Origin of the sequence: Pseudomonas sp. PDM02 (genome assembly GCF_014852285.1) — a bacterium.
GTDB classification, from domain to species: Bacteria; Pseudomonadota; Gammaproteobacteria; order Pseudomonadales; family Pseudomonadaceae; genus Aquipseudomonas; species Aquipseudomonas migulae.
In genome coordinates, this window is record NZ_JACVBL010000008.1 from 127,795 (window position 1) to 146,421 (window position 18,627).

Genomic DNA, 18,627 nt, shown 5'->3' on the forward strand with positions numbered 1-18,627 from the left:
TACAAACATCACACGTAGGGAGTCTGGCCATCTGGCCACCAGATCAATTCCACAAAGGCCTTGATCTGGATCAAGCATGGGTAAAAGAGTAGTCCGGTTTTTGGCGATGGACGGTGTGGTCTTTTGCCGCGTGACAGGTTGCCTCATAGCATCGGACATGTGCCGTAATACATTCCCTGTGGGAGCGGGCTTGCTCGCGAAGGCGGCGCACCTGCCGATATCCATGTCGCCTGACACACCGCCTTCGCGAGCAAGCCCGCTCCCACAGGGGATTTCAGGGATTTCGGGATCGGTGTCTAGCTAACTAAATTTCCCGCCTCTGCAACTTTTGGTTACAGGTTGGTGATAATCTCGGGCCTCCCCTCGCTCAAGATCTGCCTCCGATGCCCAGCCAAGCGCCTTTGCTGTTACGTCATCACCGCCCTTTCATCGCGTTCTGGCTGGCCCGGGTGTTTACCGCCAGCGGCTTTCAGATGCTCACCGTGGCCATCGGCTGGAACCTCTATCAACTGACCGGCAACGTGCTGGATCTGGGCCTGGTCGGTCTGGTGGAGTTTGCCCCGCGCGTGCTGTTCATGTTGCACACCGGGCATGTCGCCGACCGCTACGACCGGCGTAAAGTCGCGGCGATCTGTCAGTCGCTGCAAGCCTTGATTGCCTTGACGCTGGCGATTGGCGGCGCCACCGGCCATGTCACCCGGGAAATGATCTTCATCCTCGCGTTTCTGCTCGGCGCCGCGCGCTCCTTCGAGATGCCGACCACCCAGGCGCTGCTGCCAAGTATCGTTCCCTCCGCCCTGTTCCCCCGCGCCGTTGCCGCTGCACAGTCCGCCCAACAATCGGCGACCATCGTCGCACCGGCCCTCGGCGGCTTGCTGTATGCCTTTGGCAGCGTCTGGGTCTACGGCCCGACCGTGATTCTCTATGTGATCGCCTGCCTGCTGATGCTCAACCTGCCCGCGCGGCAAACGCCGTTGAACAAAGGCAAGGCCACCCTGGATTCGCTGCTGGCGGGTATTCGCTTCATTCGCAGCCGACCGGACATTCTCGGGGCGATTTCTCTGGATCTGTTTGCCGTGCTGCTCGGCGGCGCGACGGCCTTGCTGCCGGTGTTTGCCAAGGACATTCTGCTGACCGGGCCATGGGGCCTGGGCTTGTTGCGTTCGGCTCCGGCAGTGGGCGCGTTGCTGATGTCGCTGTGGCTGGCGCGGTTCTCCGTGGATCGCAAGGTCGGTCGGGTGATGTTTACCGCTGTCGGTGTATTCGGCGTCGCGACCATTGCGTTCGGCCTGTCCACTTCATTCTGGTTCTCGCTGGCGGTGCTGGTCGTGTTGGGCGCAGCAGACATGATCAGCATGGTGATCCGCGCGTCCTTCGTGCAACTGGAAACCCCGGATGAAATGCGTGGCCGGGTCAGCGCCGTCAACGGCCTGTTTATCGGCGCTTCGAACCAGCTGGGCGAATTCGAATCCGGTCTCACCGCCCATTGGTTCGGCACCGTGCCGGCGGTGGTCATGGGCGGCATCGGCACGCTGGTGGTGACCGGGGTCTGGATCAAACTGTTTCCGACCCTGGCCAACCGGGATCGCATGCATGTGCCTGCGGAAGAAGCCAAGGTTTGAAATACTGAGGCAGAGCACAAATTTGCCGACCAGGTGCAATACATAGATAGTGCATTGAGTGTAATGTAACGCCTTACACTCAACCCATGATCAAATCCTTTCAGCACAAAGGCCTTCGCGGTTTCTATGAAACAGGTTCGACGCGTGGAATCCGGGCAGACCATGCAAAGCGTCTGTCTCGGATGCTGCAATTCATGGACCGCGCAATGGCACCGGGTGACCTCGATCTACCGGGATGGCGATTACACCCGCTCAGGGGCGAATTGGCCGAGTTCTGGGCACTGAGCGTTTCAGGAAACTGGCGGGTTATTTTTCGTTTTATCGGTTCGGATATCGAGTTGGTCGACTATCTGGACTACCACTGACAGGAGGCAGGACATGCCCTTGCACAACCCGCCACACCCTGGCGAAACACTGTTGATGGACGTCCTGCCCGAACTGGGCATCAGCGTGACGGAACTTGCCCGGCATTTGGGGTTTGCACGCCCTCACCTTTCGCGGGTGCTGCATGGCCATGCGCCGATCAGTCCAGACCTGGCAGTCCGTCTGGAGCGGGCCGGAATTGGTAAGGCGCGGATGTGGCTAGGGGTTCAGACCGACTACGATCTCTGGCAAGCAGAGCAGCGGGAGCAACCGGTCATCAAACCCCTCGCCGTTCACGCCTGACACGTTCTAAACCACCAACTCCCCCGCCACCGTCGCACGCATAGCCTTGCCGCAAAGTTGCTCCACCAGTGTCAGGGCAAACTCCAAAGCGCCCCCTGAACCTTGAGCGGTCACGCAGTTGCCGTCGACCACCACCGGTTGATCGACGAAGTTGCAACCCGACAGTTGATGGCTGGCAGTCGGCAGGCAGGTCATCCGCCGTTGACGCAGGACGCCAAAGGCCTGAAGTGCCAGGGCCGGGGCTTCGGCGATGCCGGCGAACAGACGGCCGGCTGCCGCCTGATCCTTGATCAATTGCTGCAAAGGTTGATGGCCGGCCAGATGTTGCGCGCCGACGGCACCGCCAGGTAGCGCGACCAGGTCGAACGGCTGGGCCAGCAAATCCACCAGCATTGCATCGGCCGTCACGCGAGTGCCGCGGGCACAGGTGAGCATGCGCCGGCCCTCGATGCTGGCCACCACCACTTCAACCTTGGCGCGGCGCAGCACATCGATCAGCGTCACGGTTTGCAGGTCATCGATGCCCTCGGCGAGGGTAATCAGGGCTCTAAAGGTCATGGGCGCAATCCACAGAATGATCTTTAAAGCGTAGTCAGCTTTCCTGACCCTTGTTCGAGCCGGCCGTTACTTGATGTAAAGCTGCGTCGACAGCGTATTGCCCGGCGCATTGATGGACGTGTTGCTGAAGGTGAACGTGCCTTCTTGCTTGCCGGCCAGATCGAAGACATACAGATAGCCCACGGTTTTTCTACCGACGGTGCAATCGGTCAGGTTGCCGTTATCAAAGGCGCAGATCGGGGTTCGGGTGCCGTCCACATCAAAACCGTCCAGCCCGACTTGCGCCTTGCGGCCATAGCCGACTTCCAGCACGTAGATCTTGATGTTCGGCCCGCTGTGATCGCAGCGTGTTGCCTCCTGCCCCTCGCCTATGTCTTCAAACCCACAGGCTGGCGACTCGACCTTGAGCACCTTGACCTGGCTCAACGGCGCCGCCGAGGCAGCCGAAGCGGTTTGCGCCCCCAGCATCAAGGCAATCAATACTCCAAATACGTTAACCAGACGCTTTTTCATGCAATCCCCATGTCCCCCAAAACCAGCGCGCAGTATGGCGCACTTGGCTTTAACGCAAAACATCGACGACGATCACCACCATAAGCAGCCACAACCCCACGCGGCTGGTATGATGCGCGGCTTTTTCCGACCCACAGAAAATTACCAGGCGCCTGCAGCGGTCTGTGCTTTGCTGTTGAGGTCGATACATTCACGGCGCCGGGCGCGCCACGGGGAGCAGACATGCTGGAAAGGCTGTTTCAACTCAAGGCACACAACACCAACGTGCGGACCGAGATTCTTGCGGGCGTCACGACCTTCCTGGCCATGGCCTACATTCTGTTCGTCAACCCGAGCATCCTCGGCGAGACCGGCATGGACAAAGGTGCGGTGTTTGTCGCCACCTGTCTGGCAGCCGCCATCGGCTCCACGACCATGGGCCTGATCGCCAACTACCCGATCGCCCTCGCGCCGGGCATGGGCCTGAACGCCTTCTTTACCTACACCGTGGTCCTGCACATGGGCCACACCTGGCAAGTGGCGCTGGGCGCGGTGTTCATCTCGGCAGTGTGCTTCTTCCTGCTGTCGATCTTCCGCATCCGGGAATGGATCATCAACAGCATCCCGCTGCCGCTGCGTTCGGCGATTGCTGCCGGTATCGGCCTGTTCCTGGCGCTGATCGCCCTGCACAACGCCGGCATCGTAGTCAGCAATCCGGCGACTATGGTCGGCCTCGGTGACCTGAAACAACCGGCACCGATCCTCGCCACACTGGGTTTTGCCCTGATCGTTGCCCTTGAAGCCCTCGCCGTGCGCGGTGCGGTGCTGATCGGGATTCTGGTCGTGACCATTGCGTCGATTGCCCTCGGTTTCACCCCGTTCGGCGGCGTGATGTCGATGCCGCCATCGCTGGCGCCGACCTTCCTGCAACTGGACATCAAAGGTGCACTGGACATCGGTCTGGTCAGCGTGATCTTCGCCTTCCTGTTCGTCGACCTGTTCGACAACTCCGGCACCCTGATCGGCGTCGCCAAGCGCGCCGGCCTGATGGGCAAGGACGGCCACATGCCGAAAATGGGCCGCGCGCTGATCGCGGACAGCACCGCGGCCATGGCCGGTTCGTTGCTGGGTACGTCGACCACCACCAGCTACATCGAATCCGCAGCAGGTGTGAGCGCCGGTGGCCGCACCGGTCTGACGGCCATTGTGGTGGCGATCCTGTTCCTGCTGGCGCTGTTCTTCTCGCCACTGGCCGCCAGTGTTCCGGCATTTGCCACGGCGCCGGCACTGCTGTTCGTCGCAGTCCTGATGACTTCCGGCCTGGCCGAAATAGACTGGGACGACATCACCGTTGCCGCACCGGTCGTGGTCACTGCGCTGGCCATGCCATTCACTTACTCCATCGCCAACGGCATCGCCTTCGGTTTCATTTCCTGGACCGCCATCAAGCTGCTGTCCGGTCGCGGCCGTGAGCTGAACCCGGCGCTGGTGATTCTGTCGATTCTGTTTGTGATCAAGTTGGGTTGGTTCAACGCATGACTTTTGATTCCCAGGCTTACACCGTTCAGCTCGAAGAAAAGGTCTCGCGCCTGCGCGACCTGCTGGCCCCGTTCGATGCACCGGAGCCGGCAGTGTTCGATTCGCCGCTGAAGAACTTCCGCCTGCGTGCCGAATTCCGCCTGTGGCGCGAAGCCGGCGAGCGTCACTACGCGATGTTTTCCCAGGAAGACAAACGCACGCCGATCCTGATCGAAGAGTTCCCGATTGCCAGCCTGCGCATCAATCAACTGATGCCGCAGCTCAAGGCCGCGTGGAAAGCCAGTGCGGCCCTGAGCCACAAGCTGTTTCAGGTGGAGTTCCTGACCACATTGGCCGGCGATGCAATGATCACGCTGTGCTATCACCGCCCGCTGGATGAACACTGGCACGCGGCGGCATCGAAGCTGGCAGCCGACTTGAACGTCAGCGTGATTGGTCGTTCGAAAGGCAAACGCGAAGTCATCGGCCACGATTACGTCGTCGAAAAACTTGAAGTCGGTGGCCGCACGTTCAGCTACCGCCAGCCGGAAGGCGCGTTCACCCAGCCCAACGGCACCGTGAACCAGAAGATGTTGAACTGGGCTTACGACGCACTCGGCGACCGCCCGGACGATCTGCTGGAACTGTATTGCGGTAACGGCAACTTCACGCTTCCGCTCGCGACCCGCGTACGCAAAGTGCTGGCCACAGAGATCAGCAAGACCTCGGTCAACGCGGCACTGAGCAACCTCAGCGAAAACGCGGTAAACAACGTCACGCTGGTGCGCCTGTCCGCCGAAGAGCTGACCGAAGCCCTGAACGAAGTGCGCCCGTTCCGTCGCCTGCACGGCATCGACCTCAAGAGCTACGAGTTCGGCAGCGTCTTCGTCGACCCGCCTCGCGCCGGCATGGACCCGGACACCTGCGAACTGACCCGACGCTTCGACAATATCCTGTACATCTCCTGCAACCCGGAAACCCTCGCGGCCAACATCGCCCAGTTGCACGACACCCACCGCATTACCCAATGCGCAATGTTCGACCAGTTCCCGTGGACTCACCACATGGAATCCGGGGTGTTGTTGACCCGGCGTTGATTGCTGCTGAGCGATACAAAACAGCCGTCATTTCGACGGCTTTTTTGTGCGTGCTCATTCAGTGATTTCTGGCTTGCGTAGCCTCCGCTTTGGCGGCGCTGCTTTGGCGACCATTGCGCGAAGCAATGACCGAGGCGGCCATGTCCATCAGCGGCTTGCATGGCGATAAGCTGCAAAAATGGTAAGCAATCCTTTCCGCAATTTGATAAACACTGCATCAAGTCCTCCATTTGATCCCCGGTGTAATCAATCATGCAGCGAACATTCGACGATCTTCAGCTCGGCAGCATCGAACTGTTTTGCCTCGCCGCCGAAGCGGGCAGCTTCACCGCCGCTGCGCTGGTCGCTGGCGTGACGCCGGCAGCGGTGAGTCGGTCCGTGTCGCGCATGGAGGAACGCCTGGGCGTGCGGCTGTTCGCGCGCACCACTCGCAGCGTCAAACTGACGGATAGCGGGCGCCGGTATTACGAAGAATGTCGTCAGGCGCTGGCGCAATTGGTCGAGGCCCAACGCGAGGTGATGGGCCAGCAGCAAGAGCCTTCCGGCACCTTGCGCATCAGTATTCCCACAACGTATGCGCATCACCGGATCCTGCCGTTGCTGCCGGCGTTTCGGGAGCGTTTTCCGCAGGTGAAAGTCGAGTCGCACATCAGCAATCGCAACATCGATTTCGTCGGTGAAGGCTATGACCTGGCCATCCGTGTGCGGGCGATTCCGGATTCCGGGCTGATCGCCCGGCAACTGGAGGACGCGCAATTGGTAATGATCGCCAGCCCCGATTACCTGAAGCGCGCGGGCACGCCGCAAACCCTGGATGACCTGAAAAATCATGAATGCATCCAGTACGATTTGCCCAGCAGTGGTCGGCGGATTGCCTGGCTGTTCAACGACGATGGCGTACAGCGCGAGATTCTCGCCGAGGGTGATCTCAGTTGTTCCGACGACGTGCTGGGCGGCGTGACCCTGGCCAAACATGGGGCGGGTCTCTTCCAGACTTATCGTTTTATCGTCGAAAAAGAGCTGGCCGATGGCTCGCTGGTGGAAATCCTCAAACCTTACGGCGGACGGTCACGTCCATTCACCCTGCTTTACCCGCAAAGCCGCCATGTGCCTCTGCGATTACGGGCGTTTATTGATTTTCTGATCGAGCATTTGCCGCGTTGAGATGCCGAAACCGTCCGATCACCGCACACAAACCTCCGTCTCGGCGCCTGTTCAATTGACCAAATTAACCATCTAGTACAATTTATCTCCACAGGCTGAAACATCAGCCCATGCCAAAAATAATATGTGGAGAGACCCTGATGAACCCTATCGTTCTGGTGCTCAACGGCCCGAACCTGAACTTGCTCGGCACCCGTGAACCGGCAACTTACGGCCACGAAACCCTGGCGGATATCGCAGCGTTGTGCGGCCGGGCCGCCGAAGAGTTCGGCCTGGCGGTGGAGTTTCGCCAGACCAACCATGAAGGCGAACTGCTCGACTGGATTCACGCCGCCCGCGGTCGTTGCGCCGGGATCGTCATCAACCCGGCTGCCTGGACTCATACCTCGGTCGCCATTCGTGACGCCCTGGTCGCCAGCGAATTGCCGGTGATCGAAGTCCACCTGTCCAACGTCCATGCTCGCGAACCTTTCCGCCACCACTCCTTTGTTTCAGCCATTGCCACCGCAGTAATGGCCGGTTTCGGCAGCCACGGCTATCGCCTGGCGCTGGAGCATTTCAGCCTGCGCTTGAAAGGGTGAACGCCGTGACTCAGAACAACGCGGTACTGGCCGGGCTGATCGGCGCCGGCATTCAGGCGTCCCGTACGCCCGCACTGCATGAACATGAAGGCGACGCCCAGGGTGTGCGTTACCTCTACCGCCTGATCGATCTCGATCAGTTGAAACTCGACAGCAGCGCCCTGCCCGACCTGTTGATAGCGGCGGAACGTATGAACTTCACCGGCCTGAACATCACCTTTCCGTGCAAGCAGTCGATCATCCCCCTGCTCGACGAATTGTCGCCGGAAGCCCGCGGTATCGGCGCGGTGAACACGGTGGTGTTAAAGGACGGCAGACGCATCGGCCACAACACCGATTGCCTGGGATTTGCCGAAGGTTTTCGCCGTGGCTTGCAGGGCGTTGCCCTTGAGCGTGTCGTCCAGATGGGCGCCGGTGGTGCCGGTGCGGCGGTGGCCCACGCGCTATTGAGCGAAGGCGTACAGCGGTTGAGCATTTTCGATGTTGAAATCAGTCGCGCGCAGAGTCTGGCGGACAATCTCAATCAGCATTTCGGCGCTGGCCGAGCCGTGGCGGGTCATGATTTGCCGAACACGCTGGCTCAGGCTGACGGCCTGGTAAACACCACGCCCATGGGCATGAAAAAGCTGCCTGGCATGCCAGTCCCGGTGGAGTTGCTAAGACCACAGTTGTGGGTGGCAGAGATCGTGTACTTCCCGCTGGAAACCGAACTGCTGCGCAACGCCCGCGCCTTGGGATGCCGCACACTGGATGGCGGCAACATGGCGGTATTTCAGGCGGTGAAAGCGTTTGAATTGTTCAGCGGCGTGGTGCCGGATGCGCAGCGAATGCTCGCGCATTTTCAAAGCATGAATAGCTGAAAAGCTTCGTCGGAATGCCGCCCAGACCAAGCCTCGCTCCTACAGATCAACGCAAAACCTGTAGGAGCGAGGCTCGCCCGCGAAGGCGTCAGGCCTGCAGGTATCGCAACACCGACTCGCAAATCATCTCTCGATGACGCTGCTTGATGCTTTCGTCCGGCAGGTCGATCTGAAAAATCTCACCGAACGTATGGCGGTTCGACACGCGATAGAAGCAGAACGAACTGATCAACAGATGCACATCCAAGGGCTCAAGCCCCGCCCGGAACACACCCTCTTCAACCCCGCGACGCAATATCACGCCCAGTGAATCAAGAATGGTGTTGTTCATCGCCTTGATCGCATCGGAGCGCTTCACGAATTCGGCATTGTGAATGTTCTCGATGCTGACGATGCGCACAAAATCGACATTGCGATCATGGTGATCGAAGGTGAATTCCACCAGCCGCCGAATCGCCTCCACCGGCGCCAGTTCGGCCAGGTGCAGGCGATTTTCGGTGCTGCGGATATCGCCGTAGAGCTTCTCCAGCACCTCGATGTAGAGCTGTTCCTTACTGCCGAAGTAGTAATAGATCATGCGTTTGGAGGTGTGGATACGCTCGGCGATCGCATCGACGCGAGCGCCGGAAAGCCCCTGCTGGACGAACTCTACAATGGCCTCTTGAAGAATGTTCTCGCGGGTCTTTTCCGGGTTGTTCTTGCGACTCTTGCGTGGCTCGGCCAAGGGTTCGTCGGGCGCTACGGAGAGTTCTGATGTCATTGTCATTGCGGGCTCACGGCCATCACTGCACAGGCTGGCGATTATGAGCCGCACGGCACAGTGAAGGAAGCCGCGCGGCAGCGGTTTAACCTCGCGTTTACGAAATTGCTACAACTTCGCCTGACGAACGGCGCCACTGCGGGATTTGGCCATCGCCGCCAGCCGCACCGCCACGTTGGCCGCGCCGTAACCGGCATAGCCGTTCTTGCGCTGGATGATTTCAAAGAAGAACCGCCCTTCGAACGGCTCGGTGTAAACGTGGAACAGCTCACCGCCCTGGGCATCGCGGTCGTAGAGCACGTTGTAATAAGCCAGTTCGCTGAGGAATTCGTCGTCGAAATCGAACCGCGCCGCCAGGTCATCGTAATAGTTGAGCGGGATATCCAGCAGCGGTACGCCCGCCTCCTTGGCCCGACGGACTTCGGCAAAGATATCGTCGCAGTCAAACGCGATGTGATGCACACCGGAGCCGCGATAACTCGACAGCGCGTGTGAGATCGCGGTGTTGCGGTTCTCGGAAATGTTCAGCGGCAAGCGGATCGAACTGTCGCGGCTACGCAGCGCCCGGCTCTTTACCAGACCATACGGATCGGGCAGCACCACCTCGTCATCGGCTTCGAAATCCAGCAGGCTCTTGTAGAACAGCACCCAACTGTCGAGGCTGTCGGCCGGCAACGCCATGGCCATGTGGTCGATGCGCTTGAGGCCACCGCTGGCCGTTTCCGTCGGTTGCAGATTGAAGTCGGTGCCGTAGACGTCGGCGTCCTGGTCCACCAGGTAAATCAGGCTGCCATCCGGCGCGCGCACCGCAGCCAGTTCCAGCTCATTGGGGCCGACCAGTCCGCGATAAGGCTGACCTTTGTAAGCCACGGCCCGGGCCAGCGCGCTGGCGCTGTCATTGACCCGCACCGCAGTGGCGCAAAGCGACGGGCCATGCGCTTCGAAAAAGCTGTGGGCAAACGAGTAGGGCTCGGAGTTGAGAATCAGGTTGATGTCGCCCTGACGCATCAGGCTCACGCTTTTTGAACGGTGTTGACCGGCCTTGACGAAGCCCAGCCGCTCCAGCCAATGAGAAAGCCTGGCGCCGAGGCTTTCGTCCACGGCGAACTCAAGAAATTCGATGCCGTTGTATTCACTGGCCTTCGGCGTCTCGAACAGAATGTCCGGGCTGGCCGCAGGTTTGGTTTCCTGCGCCAGCCGCTCGCGGGTCTTCTCTTCCAGGTACAGCAACGAACGTAAACCGTCGGCGGCGTTGGCCCGTGGCGGTGCGGCGCGGAAGCCGTCGTTGAAGATCTCGAGCGACAACGGCCCGGTGTAGCCACTTTTGATGATCGGCGCGAGGAACCCCGGCAAATCGAATTCGCCCTGGCCCGGGAAGCAGCGGAAATGCCGGCTCCATTCCAGCACGTCCATGGCCAGGATCGGCGCGTCAGCCATTTGCACGAAGAAGATTTTCTCGCCGGGAATGTCGGCGATGGCACTCGGATCGCCCTTGAGCGACAACGTGTGGAAACTGTCCAGCAACACGCCCAGACTTGGGTGGTCCGCCTGGCGAACGATGTTCCACACCTGCTGCCAGGTGTTGACGTGTCGGCCCCAGGCCAACGCCTCGTAACCGATTCGCAGGCCACGCGCACCGGCGTGTTCGGCCAGCAGGCGCAAGTCGTCGACGAGGATTTGCTCATCACCCACGGAATCGGCGGAAGCGTTGCTGCACACCAGCACCAGGTCAGTGCCCAGTTCCTGCATCAGGTCGAACTTGCGCTCGGCCCGCTCCAGATTTCGCGGCAGGCGGTCGCGGCGGCAGCCTTCGAAATCGCGGAACGGTTGAAACAGCGTGATGGCGATCCCGAGATCGGCGCACATCTGTTTAATTTCCCGAGGACTACCGTCGTAATAGAGCAGGTCGTTCTCGAAAATCTCCACCCCGTCGAAACCGGCGGCGGCAATGGCTTCGAGTTTTTCCGGCAGGGTACCGCTCAAGGACACGGTGGCAATGGAACGCTGCATGTTTCGACTCCCGGTGGTGGAGACTGTCTTGTTAGAGGTTTTGTAGGAGCCGGCTTGCTGCGGGCGGCGTTCCGACGATGGCGATCTCGCGGACGCCATCGCCAGCAAGCCGGCTCCTACAAGGGACCGCGTTTTTCATGGAGTAAATTATTGGCCGTAGTATCGAGCACAGCAATTCAAAGTGTACTATCCGGTTAGTTTTCCGTGCGATTATCGAACACAATGGCCTTTGGCGAATTGACGATTTTTCGTCCACTGCCCACCATCCACTACACATTGAGTCCGGTCACAACCATCGGTCTCGGTGACCCAAGACTCAGAACACCACATAAAAATAATCGGTGGCCTACATGACTCCTTCTCAAAGCTCTCCCGTGGAGCGTTCCTCCACGACTCCTGCCGTCGGTGGCATCGGCGACAAGATCCGCGGCGCCATGGCCGTCGGCAAGACCCGTTGGGGCATGCTGGCGCTGGTGTTTTTCGCCACCACCCTGAACTACATCGACCGTGCCGCACTGGGCGTGATGCAGCCGATCCTGGCCAAGGAAATGAGCTGGACGGCGATGGACTACGCCAACATCAACTTCTGGTTCCAGGTCGGCTACGCCATCGGTTTCGTGCTGCAAGGCCGGCTGATCGACCGGGTCGGCGTGAAGCGCGTGTTCTTCTGCGCGGTGCTGCTCTGGAGCCTGGCGACCGGCGCCCACGGCCTGGCCACGTCAGCGGTCGGCTTCATGGTGTGCCGCTTTATCCTCGGGCTGACCGAAGCCGCCAACTACCCGGCTTGCGTGAAAACCACGCGGTTGTGGTTCCCGGCCGGCGAGCGCGCCGTGGCCACCGGCATCTTCAACGCCGGCACCAACGTCGGTGCGATGTTCACCCCGATGCTGCTGCCACTGATCCTGCACGTGTGGGGCTGGCAAGCCGCGTTCCTGTGCATGGCGTCGCTGGGCGGTATCTGGCTGCTGTTCTGGGGCCTGAAGTACTTCAACCCGGAAGATCACCCAAGCGTTAAACAATCGGAACTGGACTACATCCAGAAGGAAGTCGAACCGGAACAATCCCGCGTACCGTTCTCCAAAATCCTGCGCATGCGTGGCACCTGGGCCTTCGCCCTCGCCTACTCGATCACCGCGCCGGTGTTCTGGTTCTACCTGTACTGGCTGCCGCCGTTCCTCAATCAGCAATACAACCTGGGGATCAACGTGACCCAGATGGGTATCCCGCTGATCATCATCTACCTCACCGCCGACTTCGGCAGCGTTGGCGGCGGCATCCTGTCCTCGTTCCTGATCGGCCGCGGGATCAACCCGATCAAGGCGCGCTTGATGTCGATGTTCCTGTTCGCCTGCTGCATCATCGGCGTGGTCATGGCCGCCGGTTCGAGCAGCCTGTGGGTGGCGGTGTTTGCGATCTCCCTGGCCATCGGTGCACACCAGGCCTGGACCGCGAACATCTGGAGCCTGGTGATGGACTACACACCTAAACACATGATGAGTACGGTGTTCGGCTTCGGCGGCATGTGTGCGGCGATTGGCGGGATGTTCATGACCCAGTTGGTCGGCCACATTCTGACCATCACCAACAACAACTACACCGTGCTGTTCACCATCATTCCGGCGATGTACTTCATCGCGCTGACCTGGATGTACTTCATGGCGCCGCGCAAGATTCCTACAGTCGAAAACTGATACACCCCAAACGCAGGCCTGATCCCGGGCCTGCGTTTTTTTATGCGCAGGATTTATGAATGCCCCCTTTTTTCTCAACACCACAGAGACCCACCATGTCCCCAGGTCACTTGAGCATTGCCAAACGCGCCGTGATCAGCTTCGGCGTTATCGCCCTGCTGGTTCTGTTGCAGGGATTGTTCGCCCTCAAACAGGTTGCGCAGGTCCGCGCCACCGGTCAGCACACGGAAAACATCTCCCTGCCGAGCGTTCGCTACCTGGGTGAAATCCGCGACTACGTCCTGAGCATTCGTGTTCTCAGCCTGCGCATGGCACTCAACCGCGACCCCAAAGTGCTCGATGCTACCGTCACACGCCTGCATCAAGTACAAGGCTGGCTGGGCGAGACGCTGGAAAAATTCACCCCGCTGGTCGGTGATTACAACCGGGAGCCGTACGAAAAGTTCGTTGCCACCGTCACCCGTTACCGTCAGGCGTTGGCGCAATACGAAGCGCTGTCGCGGGAGAACCGCAGCGAAGACATGACCGCGCTGCTCAACGGCAAAATCCAGGAGTACTCGACCCAGACCGGTGACCAGTTCGCCGAATTGATGGCCCTTGCCGCCAATGAAGTCAGCCTGTCGGCCAACCAGGCCGACTCGCTTTACAACCAGGTGAAGTTCACCGTGATCGGTGCGCTGATCGCCGTTGCGCTCCTGACTTTGTGCCTGGCCTGGCTGCTGATTCGCAGCATCGTCGTTCCGATCCGTCAGGCTGTCGCCGTAGCCGAGCAAGTCGCCGCCGGGGACTTGAGTAAACCGATCCACAGCCACGGCAGCGATGAAACCGCACGTTTGCTCAAGGCCTTGTCTGCCATGCAAACCAGCCTGCGCGAAACCCTGCAACTGATCAGCGGCACCTCGACGCAATTGGCGGCGGCTGCGCAGCAGATGAATCAGAACACTCGGCAGGATTCCGCTCGGCTGCAACAGCAACACAATGAAATCGAACAAGCCGCCACGGCCGTCAACGAGATGACGGTCGCGGTGGAAGAAGTCGCACGTAACGCGGTGTCGACTTCCGACAGCACTCGCCTGTCCACGCAGCAAGCCAACCAGGGCCAGACGCGGGTCATTGAGACACTGGATTCGATTCAGGCGATGAGCAGCAATGCCGGCCTCGCTCTGCAACAGGTGCAGACGCTGGCCGAGCAATCCCGGGAAATCGGCAAGGTGCTGGACGTGATCCGCGCCATCGCCGAACAGACCAACCTGCTCGCGCTCAATGCCGCCATCGAGGCCGCCCGCGCCGGGGAAGCCGGGCGTGGGTTTGCAGTGGTGGCCGATGAAGTACGGGCGCTGGCTCATCGCACCCAGCAATCGACCCGCGAAATCGAACAGATGATTGGCCGGGTGCGGGGCGATACCGACAGCGTGGTGCTGTCGATGCACGACAACAGTCAGCGCGTCGCCGATACCTTGTCGATTGCCGAACAGGCTGGTCTGGCACTGGCAGAAATCACCCGGGCCATGGAGCAGATCCATGAACGTAATCTGGTGATCGCCAGCGCGTCAGAGGAACAGGCGCAAGTGGCCCGCGAGGTGGATCGCAATTTGCTGAACATCCGCGACCTGTCGCTGGAAAGTGCCGACGCCTCGACCCGGACCAGCGCCACCAGCCAGGAATTGTCGCAACTGGCGACCGGCCTGCAAAACCTGGTGGTGCGCTTCAGATTCTGACCCTGTTCAGCGACGGCTTTGCTGCCAGGCCGCCGCCAAACCGCTGCAACAAATCACCGCGATCCCGACCACCGTGGTCAGGGTCGGCGTGTGGGAAAACAGCAACCAGCCGAGCAAGCCGGCGAAGACAATCTGGCAATAGCCGAACGGCGCCAACAGCGCAGGGGCGGCGTAGCGGAATGCCTGAGTCAGAAACAAGTGCGCCGTCATCCCGCATGCCCCCAGCGCCACCATCATCAATCCATGCCCAAGGCTCGGCACTTGCCAGAAGAACGGCACCAGCGCACTCATCACCAGGGTGTTGCACAACCCGGCGAAAAAGTTGCTGGTGGTCGGGCTGTCGACGCTGCTGAGCTTGCGGGTGAGCAATTGATAGAAGCAGAAAAACAGCGCCGAGCAGAGCGGCAGCAGCACCGCTGGCGTAAACAGATCACCGCCGGGGTGGACGATGATCAATACGCCGACAAATCCGCAAATCACCGCGATCCATTGGCCACGGGTGACGCGCTCACGCAGCAGCGGCACCGACAGCGCAGTCACCAGGACCGGCGCAAGAAAGTTGACCGCGGTGGCTTCGGCCAACGGGATGTACTGCAAGCCGGTGGTGAAAAACAGACTGGTGCCCAACAGGCACAACGCCCTCAGCAACTGCAGCAACGGTCGTTTGGTGCGTAGGACTCGCAGCCCGGATTGCGGCAGAAAAATCCCTGCCATCAACAAGGTGTGAACCACATACCGGGCCCAGACCACCATGACAATCGGGTAGAACCCCGAAAGGTATTTCGACAAGGCGTCGTGGCTGGAGAAGAGAAAGGTGGCGAAGACGATCAGCAAAATCCCTTTGAAGGGTTGGTTTACGCCGGAGAGCGGGGTGCTGACGGTCATTGGGGATCCTTTTTTACTTCGAAAGTCAAAAGCTTCGCGGGCGAGCCTCGCTCCTACAAAAGCAATGGAAAACCCTGTAGGAGCGTGGCTTGCCCGCGAACAGGTGCGCAGCACCTTCTAGATTCTTGCCAACAATTCCCGGGCCTTATCCAGCCCCATCTGCGCCCGTTGCAACCCGCTCACGCCCTGCTCCAACAACTTCACCGTTGGAATCTCCAGGCTTAGCGGAATATCGGCCGGCAAACACTGCAACAACCCCGCCAGATCACAATCGCCATCCCCTGGAAAACGTCGCTCGTTGCGGGCCTGACGCAAAATCTCCGCCATGTCCGTCGGTCGCGGCCCCGCCACATCGCACAACTGCGCATACCGTAACCGTGACGGGGCGACTTTGGCCAGATCTTCCAGCCGAGAACCCGAGCGGTCGAAATGGAAAGCATCAACCAATACCGCGCCGTTTTCACGATCAGCGTTTTCGACAATGCGCACCGCTTGTTCAAGATTGCGCGCATCAGTCCAGGGCATGAACTCCAGGTGCGGGTGCAGTCCGTAAGACGCCGCCAGATCACAGAGCCGGGCGAAGTTTTCCGTCAGCCGCTGCTCGTCAGAATCGTTACCCGCCACCAGCAATTCACTGGCACCAAACTCCGCACCGACTGCCAGAATTTTCTCGAAGTCAGCGACAACGGTGTCCGGTTTAAGACGCAGGATTTCAACATCCAGCACACGAATACCGGTGTCGCGCAGCCGCGCCAGCGTCTCACGCCGCAAACCGACATCGGCTACCAGCGCAAAGTGATGTTCTTCGGGTGTCGCCGGCTCAAGGCGCAGTCCCACGTGGCTGTACCCGGCACGTGCCGCGACGTCCACCATCTGCGGCGGTGACAATTCCAGTACCGTCAGACTGGCCAGGGAAAAGATCCGTTCATTCATGTTCATTCCTCGATCACCACGGGGGTGCAGGCGCGACCGGTTTCGGCGGCTTCGCGGATGGCTTCGATCAACGCCAGTGTGCGTGCCGCATCGGCAGAGCTGACCAACGGTTCGACTTCCCGATGCACCACGCGCACGAAATGCTGCAACTGCAAACCCAGGGCTTCATCGGCGCTGACGCTTTCCTGCATCGGCAACAAGGGTTGATGCCATCCCCCATCAGCGTCGGCGTAATGCCAGCGCTTGAGTTGCGGAATGCTCAACGCGCCGCCGGTACCGGCCAACAAGTAACACGGCTGATCCGCCTGACGCGGATACACCGGGTTCTCCCCGGAATCCAGCTCCCAACTCCAGGGCGCCGCCACCGCGTCGGAACCGGTCAGGCTGCCCAGAGCGCCGTTGTCGAATTGCAGCAACACCGCCGCACAATCCTCGTTGGCAAACCCGCGCACGGCATTGCTGGTGATCGCTTGAACCTGCCGCACTTCGCCGCACAGATGGCGCAGCAGATCGAGGTCATGGATCAGGTTGGTCAGCAACATTCCCGCGCCTGGTTCGCGGCGCCACGGCGTTTCGAAATAACTGTCGGGTTTGCGCAACTGCCAGAGCGCGGTCACCGTCGTCAGCCGTCCCAAAGCACCGCTTTGCACCAGTTCGCGGGCACGGACGATCAGTGGATTGTGCCGACGATGATGGCCGACCAGCACCGGGACGCCGGTGGCTTTCGAGGCGGCCACCAACTCGCGCGCCTCATCCAGGTGCACGCCGACCGGTTTTTCCAGCAGGACCGGCACGCCGGCAGCCAGGCAATCGAGCGCGGTGCTGACGTGCAGCGTGTTCGGGTTGGCCACGATGACCGCGTCCGGCTTCACCTGCTCCAGCATCTGACGGTGATCGGCGAAATACCCCACGCCCCATTCGGCGGCGAGGCCTGCCGCTTGCGGGCCAGGATCAGCTACCGCGCACAGGGTCGCGTCCCTCAGGGTGTGCAGATGCCGGTAATGCTGCTGGCCCATGTTGCCGGCACCGATCAGAGCGATGCGAACGGGCGAAGTCATGGTGCGGTCCTCTTGTGATTATTGTTGATTGACCCTCAACAATTTAGAACCTGGTTCCAGATTCTTACACAAGCGATTCACGAAAGCGTGCGAACAACGCACAACTTTCCGGCGAACAAAGATCCATGTGGGAGCGGGCTTGCTCGCGAATGCGGTGTGTCAGTCGCAGCATTTATGCGCTGATAGACCGCATTCGCGAGCAAGCCCGCTCCCACAGGGTTTCCTGTGCGGCGGTGGTTAACTGAAGAATTCTGACGCGAGACTCGCCGCCGACAACTCTTCGGCAAATCTCAACAACAACGGCGCCAACTCGTGCAGCCGCGTCCCCGGCATCCGCGCGCTCGGCCCAGCAATGCTCAGCACCCCGATCACTCGCCCATCGCTCGGGTGACGCACCACCGCCGCAATCGCCGAAGTGCCCACCGCCGAACTCTCTTCGACCCAGGCGTAGCCCTGCTCCCGCGCCAGTCGCAGGCGCTCGAGCAATTCAATGTTGGAACGCGGCGCGTTCGGCCCCAGGTCTTTTGGCCGCTCGCCGCCCTGGCGTTCCACCAGCGACAACGCTTCAGCGTCACTCATGCACGCCAGCCACGCATGGCCCGACGCCGTGTAAAACAGCGGCGCATCACGGCCCATGTCCGGGTCATAACGCAGGCCGGAGCGGGCGCCCTGGGACTTGGCGATCCAGGTTTGACGCTCGCCCTCGATGACCCCGAGGCGCACCAGTTCGCCGGTTTCCTGGGCCAGGCGATCAAGCACTGGCTGCACGATATCGGCGCCGCTTCCCGACAGATAACGGAACCCCATGGCCACCAGTTTGGTCGACAAGTGATAGCGCAGGTTATCCGGATTCTGCCGCACGTAACCCAGCCGAATCAGCTCGGCGAGCAAGCGATGAGTCGCGCTTTTAGGGATGTCCAGTTGCTCTGCCAGCGTCTGCATCGGCAGGCCGCGAGGGTCACTGGTGAGGCTTTCCAGCACGCTGAAAACACGTTCGATCTGACTGCCGGCCAT

At 60.4% G+C, this 18,627-nt stretch carries 19 protein-coding genes and 1 pseudogene; 11 read left to right on the plus strand and 9 right to left on the minus strand.

Annotation, left to right across the window (positions count from 1 at the left end; genetic code table 11):
* The first annotated feature begins 383 nt into the window (after positions 1 to 383).
* The 3 genes from IB245_RS15685 to IB245_RS15695 all read left to right on the plus strand — a co-directional run bounded on the left by IB245_RS15685 (position 384) and on the right by IB245_RS15695 (position 2,288).
* Complete coding sequence (locus IB245_RS15685) at positions 384 to 1,622, plus strand: MFS transporter (protein WP_192228016.1); 1,239 nt, start codon at positions 384 to 386, stop codon at positions 1,620 to 1,622.
* Between the two features lie 86 nt (positions 1,623 to 1,708).
* On the plus strand, positions 1,709 to 1,987 hold the full coding sequence (locus IB245_RS15690; RefSeq protein ID WP_192228017.1) for a type II toxin-antitoxin system RelE/ParE family toxin: 279 nt from the start codon (positions 1,709 to 1,711) through the stop codon (positions 1,985 to 1,987).
* 13 nt (positions 1,988 to 2,000) lie between these two features.
* Complete coding sequence (locus tag IB245_RS15695; protein WP_192228018.1) at positions 2,001 to 2,288, plus strand: HigA family addiction module antitoxin; 288 nt, start codon at positions 2,001 to 2,003, stop codon at positions 2,286 to 2,288.
* 6 nt (positions 2,289 to 2,294) lie between these two features.
* On the opposite strand, the gene IB245_RS15700 is transcribed toward IB245_RS15695, so the two are convergent.
* Positions 2,295 to 2,846 (minus strand): DJ-1 family glyoxalase III, encoded by a 552-nt coding sequence (locus IB245_RS15700; RefSeq protein ID WP_008028906.1) that lies wholly within the window; start codon positions 2,844 to 2,846, stop codon positions 2,295 to 2,297.
* A gap of 66 nt (positions 2,847 to 2,912) precedes the next feature.
* The gene (locus IB245_RS15705) at positions 2,913 to 3,359 is read right to left on the minus strand and encodes a DUF4879 domain-containing protein (protein WP_008028908.1); all 447 of its coding nucleotides are present in this window, start codon (positions 3,357 to 3,359) and stop codon (positions 2,913 to 2,915) included.
* Between the two features lie 222 nt (positions 3,360 to 3,581).
* On the opposite strand from IB245_RS15705, the gene IB245_RS15710 reads away from it, so the two are divergent.
* Together IB245_RS15710 and trmA are read left to right on the plus strand one after the other, a co-directional pair.
* On the plus strand, positions 3,582 to 4,877 hold the full coding sequence (locus IB245_RS15710; protein ID WP_008028910.1) for an NCS2 family permease: 1,296 nt from the start codon (positions 3,582 to 3,584) through the stop codon (positions 4,875 to 4,877).
* Positions 4,874 to 5,953 (plus strand): tRNA (uridine(54)-C5)-methyltransferase TrmA, encoded by a 1,080-nt coding sequence (gene trmA, locus IB245_RS15715; protein ID WP_192228019.1) that lies wholly within the window; start codon positions 4,874 to 4,876, stop codon positions 5,951 to 5,953. Before IB245_RS15710 ends, trmA begins: the two co-directional genes overlap by 4 nt.
* Here trmA and IB245_RS15720 read toward each other — a convergent pair.
* The gene (locus IB245_RS15720; protein ID WP_192228020.1) at positions 5,914 to 6,207 is read right to left on the minus strand and encodes a hypothetical protein; all 294 of its coding nucleotides are present in this window, start codon (positions 6,205 to 6,207) and stop codon (positions 5,914 to 5,916) included. The genes trmA and IB245_RS15720 overlap by 40 nt on opposite strands.
* Here IB245_RS15720 and IB245_RS15725 point away from each other — a divergent pair.
* The 3 genes from IB245_RS15725 to IB245_RS15735 all read left to right on the plus strand — a co-directional run bounded on the left by IB245_RS15725 (position 6,206) and on the right by IB245_RS15735 (position 8,558).
* On the plus strand, positions 6,206 to 7,117 hold the full coding sequence (locus IB245_RS15725) for a LysR family transcriptional regulator (protein ID WP_008028916.1): 912 nt from the start codon (positions 6,206 to 6,208) through the stop codon (positions 7,115 to 7,117). The two genes, IB245_RS15720 and IB245_RS15725, sit on opposite strands and share 2 nt — an antisense overlap.
* 140 nt (positions 7,118 to 7,257) lie before the next feature.
* A complete protein-coding gene (aroQ, locus tag IB245_RS15730; RefSeq protein ID WP_008028918.1) occupies positions 7,258 to 7,698 on the plus strand; it encodes a type II 3-dehydroquinate dehydratase in 441 nt (146 codons plus the stop codon).
* Between the two features lie 5 nt (positions 7,699 to 7,703).
* Positions 7,704 to 8,558 carry a shikimate dehydrogenase gene (locus IB245_RS15735; protein ID WP_192228021.1) on the plus strand — a complete coding sequence of 285 codons (855 nt, stop codon included), beginning with the start codon at positions 7,704 to 7,706 and terminating at the stop codon, positions 8,556 to 8,558.
* 88 nt (positions 8,559 to 8,646) lie between these two features.
* On the opposite strand, the gene IB245_RS15740 is transcribed toward IB245_RS15735, so the two are convergent.
* Positions 8,647 to 9,324 (minus strand): TetR/AcrR family transcriptional regulator, encoded by a 678-nt coding sequence (locus IB245_RS15740; protein ID WP_192228022.1) that lies wholly within the window; start codon positions 9,322 to 9,324, stop codon positions 8,647 to 8,649.
* A 102-nt stretch (positions 9,325 to 9,426) separates the two neighbouring features.
* Positions 9,427 to 11,328 (minus strand): 3-dehydroshikimate dehydratase QuiC, encoded by a 1,902-nt coding sequence (gene quiC / locus IB245_RS15745; RefSeq protein WP_192228023.1) that lies wholly within the window; start codon positions 11,326 to 11,328, stop codon positions 9,427 to 9,429.
* Positions 11,329 to 11,762: 434 nt separating this feature from the next.
* Here quiC and IB245_RS15750 point away from each other — a divergent pair, with 434 nt between their 5' ends.
* The 3 genes and pseudogenes from IB245_RS15750 to IB245_RS29390 all read left to right on the plus strand — a co-directional run bounded on the left by IB245_RS15750 (position 11,763) and on the right by IB245_RS29390 (position 14,737).
* A complete protein-coding gene (locus IB245_RS15750; RefSeq protein WP_223414472.1) occupies positions 11,763 to 13,019 on the plus strand; it encodes an MFS transporter in 1,257 nt (418 codons plus the stop codon).
* Positions 13,020 to 13,114: 95 nt separating this feature from the next.
* Positions 13,115 to 13,882: pseudogene (locus IB245_RS29385) on the plus strand (MCP four helix bundle domain-containing protein); the annotation flags it as partial.
* A gap of 66 nt (positions 13,883 to 13,948) precedes the next feature.
* On the plus strand, positions 13,949 to 14,737 hold the full coding sequence (locus tag IB245_RS29390; protein ID WP_412548043.1) for a methyl-accepting chemotaxis protein: 789 nt from the start codon (positions 13,949 to 13,951) through the stop codon (positions 14,735 to 14,737).
* A 6-nt stretch (positions 14,738 to 14,743) separates the two neighbouring features.
* Here the strand turns inward: IB245_RS29390 and IB245_RS15760 are convergent, their stop codons facing one another.
* The 4 genes from IB245_RS15760 to IB245_RS15775 form a co-directional block, all read right to left on the minus strand.
* Positions 14,744 to 15,622, minus strand: a complete 879-nt coding sequence (locus tag IB245_RS15760; protein ID WP_192228025.1) for a DMT family transporter — start codon at positions 15,620 to 15,622, stop codon at positions 14,744 to 14,746.
* Between the two features lie 117 nt (positions 15,623 to 15,739).
* Positions 15,740 to 16,555, minus strand: a complete 816-nt coding sequence (locus IB245_RS15765; RefSeq protein WP_192228026.1) for a sugar phosphate isomerase/epimerase family protein — start codon at positions 16,553 to 16,555, stop codon at positions 15,740 to 15,742.
* 2 nt (positions 16,556 to 16,557) lie between these two features.
* On the minus strand, positions 16,558 to 17,613 hold the full coding sequence (locus tag IB245_RS15770) for a Gfo/Idh/MocA family protein (protein WP_192228027.1): 1,056 nt from the start codon (positions 17,611 to 17,613) through the stop codon (positions 16,558 to 16,560).
* 237 nt (positions 17,614 to 17,850) lie between these two features.
* Complete coding sequence (locus IB245_RS15775) at positions 17,851 to 18,627, minus strand: IclR family transcriptional regulator (protein ID WP_192228028.1); 777 nt, start codon at positions 18,625 to 18,627, stop codon at positions 17,851 to 17,853.

What these genes read in the sequence shown, in the direction of transcription:
- IB245_RS15770 (WP_192228027.1), bottom strand. Translation starts at nt 17,613, where the DNA reads ATGACTTCGCCCGTTCGCATCGCTCTGATCGGTGCCGGCAACATGGGC.
- quiC (WP_192228023.1), bottom strand. Translation starts at nt 11,328, where the DNA reads ATGCAGCGTTCCATTGCCACCGTGTCCTTGAGCGGTACCCTGCCGGAA.
- IB245_RS15765 (WP_192228026.1), bottom strand. Translation starts at nt 16,555, where the DNA reads ATGAATGAACGGATCTTTTCCCTGGCCAGTCTGACGGTACTGGAATTG.
- IB245_RS15725 (WP_008028916.1), top strand. Translation starts at nt 6,206, where the DNA reads ATGCAGCGAACATTCGACGATCTTCAGCTCGGCAGCATCGAACTGTTT.
- IB245_RS15690 (WP_192228017.1), top strand. Translation starts at nt 1,709, where the DNA reads ATGATCAAATCCTTTCAGCACAAAGGCCTTCGCGGTTTCTATGAAACA.
- IB245_RS15760 (WP_192228025.1), bottom strand. Translation starts at nt 15,622, where the DNA reads ATGACCGTCAGCACCCCGCTCTCCGGCGTAAACCAACCCTTCAAAGGG.
- IB245_RS29390 (WP_412548043.1), top strand. Translation starts at nt 13,949, where the DNA reads ATGAATCAGAACACTCGGCAGGATTCCGCTCGGCTGCAACAGCAACAC.
- trmA (WP_192228019.1), top strand. Translation starts at nt 4,874, where the DNA reads ATGACTTTTGATTCCCAGGCTTACACCGTTCAGCTCGAAGAAAAGGTC.
- IB245_RS15720 (WP_192228020.1), bottom strand. Translation starts at nt 6,207, where the DNA reads ATGATTGATTACACCGGGGATCAAATGGAGGACTTGATGCAGTGTTTA.
- aroQ (WP_008028918.1), top strand. Translation starts at nt 7,258, where the DNA reads ATGAACCCTATCGTTCTGGTGCTCAACGGCCCGAACCTGAACTTGCTC.
- IB245_RS15705 (WP_008028908.1), bottom strand. Translation starts at nt 3,359, where the DNA reads ATGAAAAAGCGTCTGGTTAACGTATTTGGAGTATTGATTGCCTTGATG.
- IB245_RS15750 (WP_223414472.1), top strand. Translation starts at nt 11,763, where the DNA reads ATGGCCGTCGGCAAGACCCGTTGGGGCATGCTGGCGCTGGTGTTTTTC.
- IB245_RS15740 (WP_192228022.1), bottom strand. Translation starts at nt 9,324, where the DNA reads ATGACAATGACATCAGAACTCTCCGTAGCGCCCGACGAACCCTTGGCC.
- IB245_RS15710 (WP_008028910.1), top strand. Translation starts at nt 3,582, where the DNA reads ATGCTGGAAAGGCTGTTTCAACTCAAGGCACACAACACCAACGTGCGG.
- IB245_RS15775 (WP_192228028.1), bottom strand. Translation starts at nt 18,627, where the DNA reads ATGGCCGGCAGTCAGATCGAACGTGTTTTCAGCGTGCTGGAAAGCCTC.
- IB245_RS15695 (WP_192228018.1), top strand. Translation starts at nt 2,001, where the DNA reads ATGCCCTTGCACAACCCGCCACACCCTGGCGAAACACTGTTGATGGAC.
- IB245_RS15685 (WP_192228016.1), top strand. Translation starts at nt 384, where the DNA reads ATGCCCAGCCAAGCGCCTTTGCTGTTACGTCATCACCGCCCTTTCATC.
- IB245_RS15700 (WP_008028906.1), bottom strand. Translation starts at nt 2,846, where the DNA reads ATGACCTTTAGAGCCCTGATTACCCTCGCCGAGGGCATCGATGACCTG.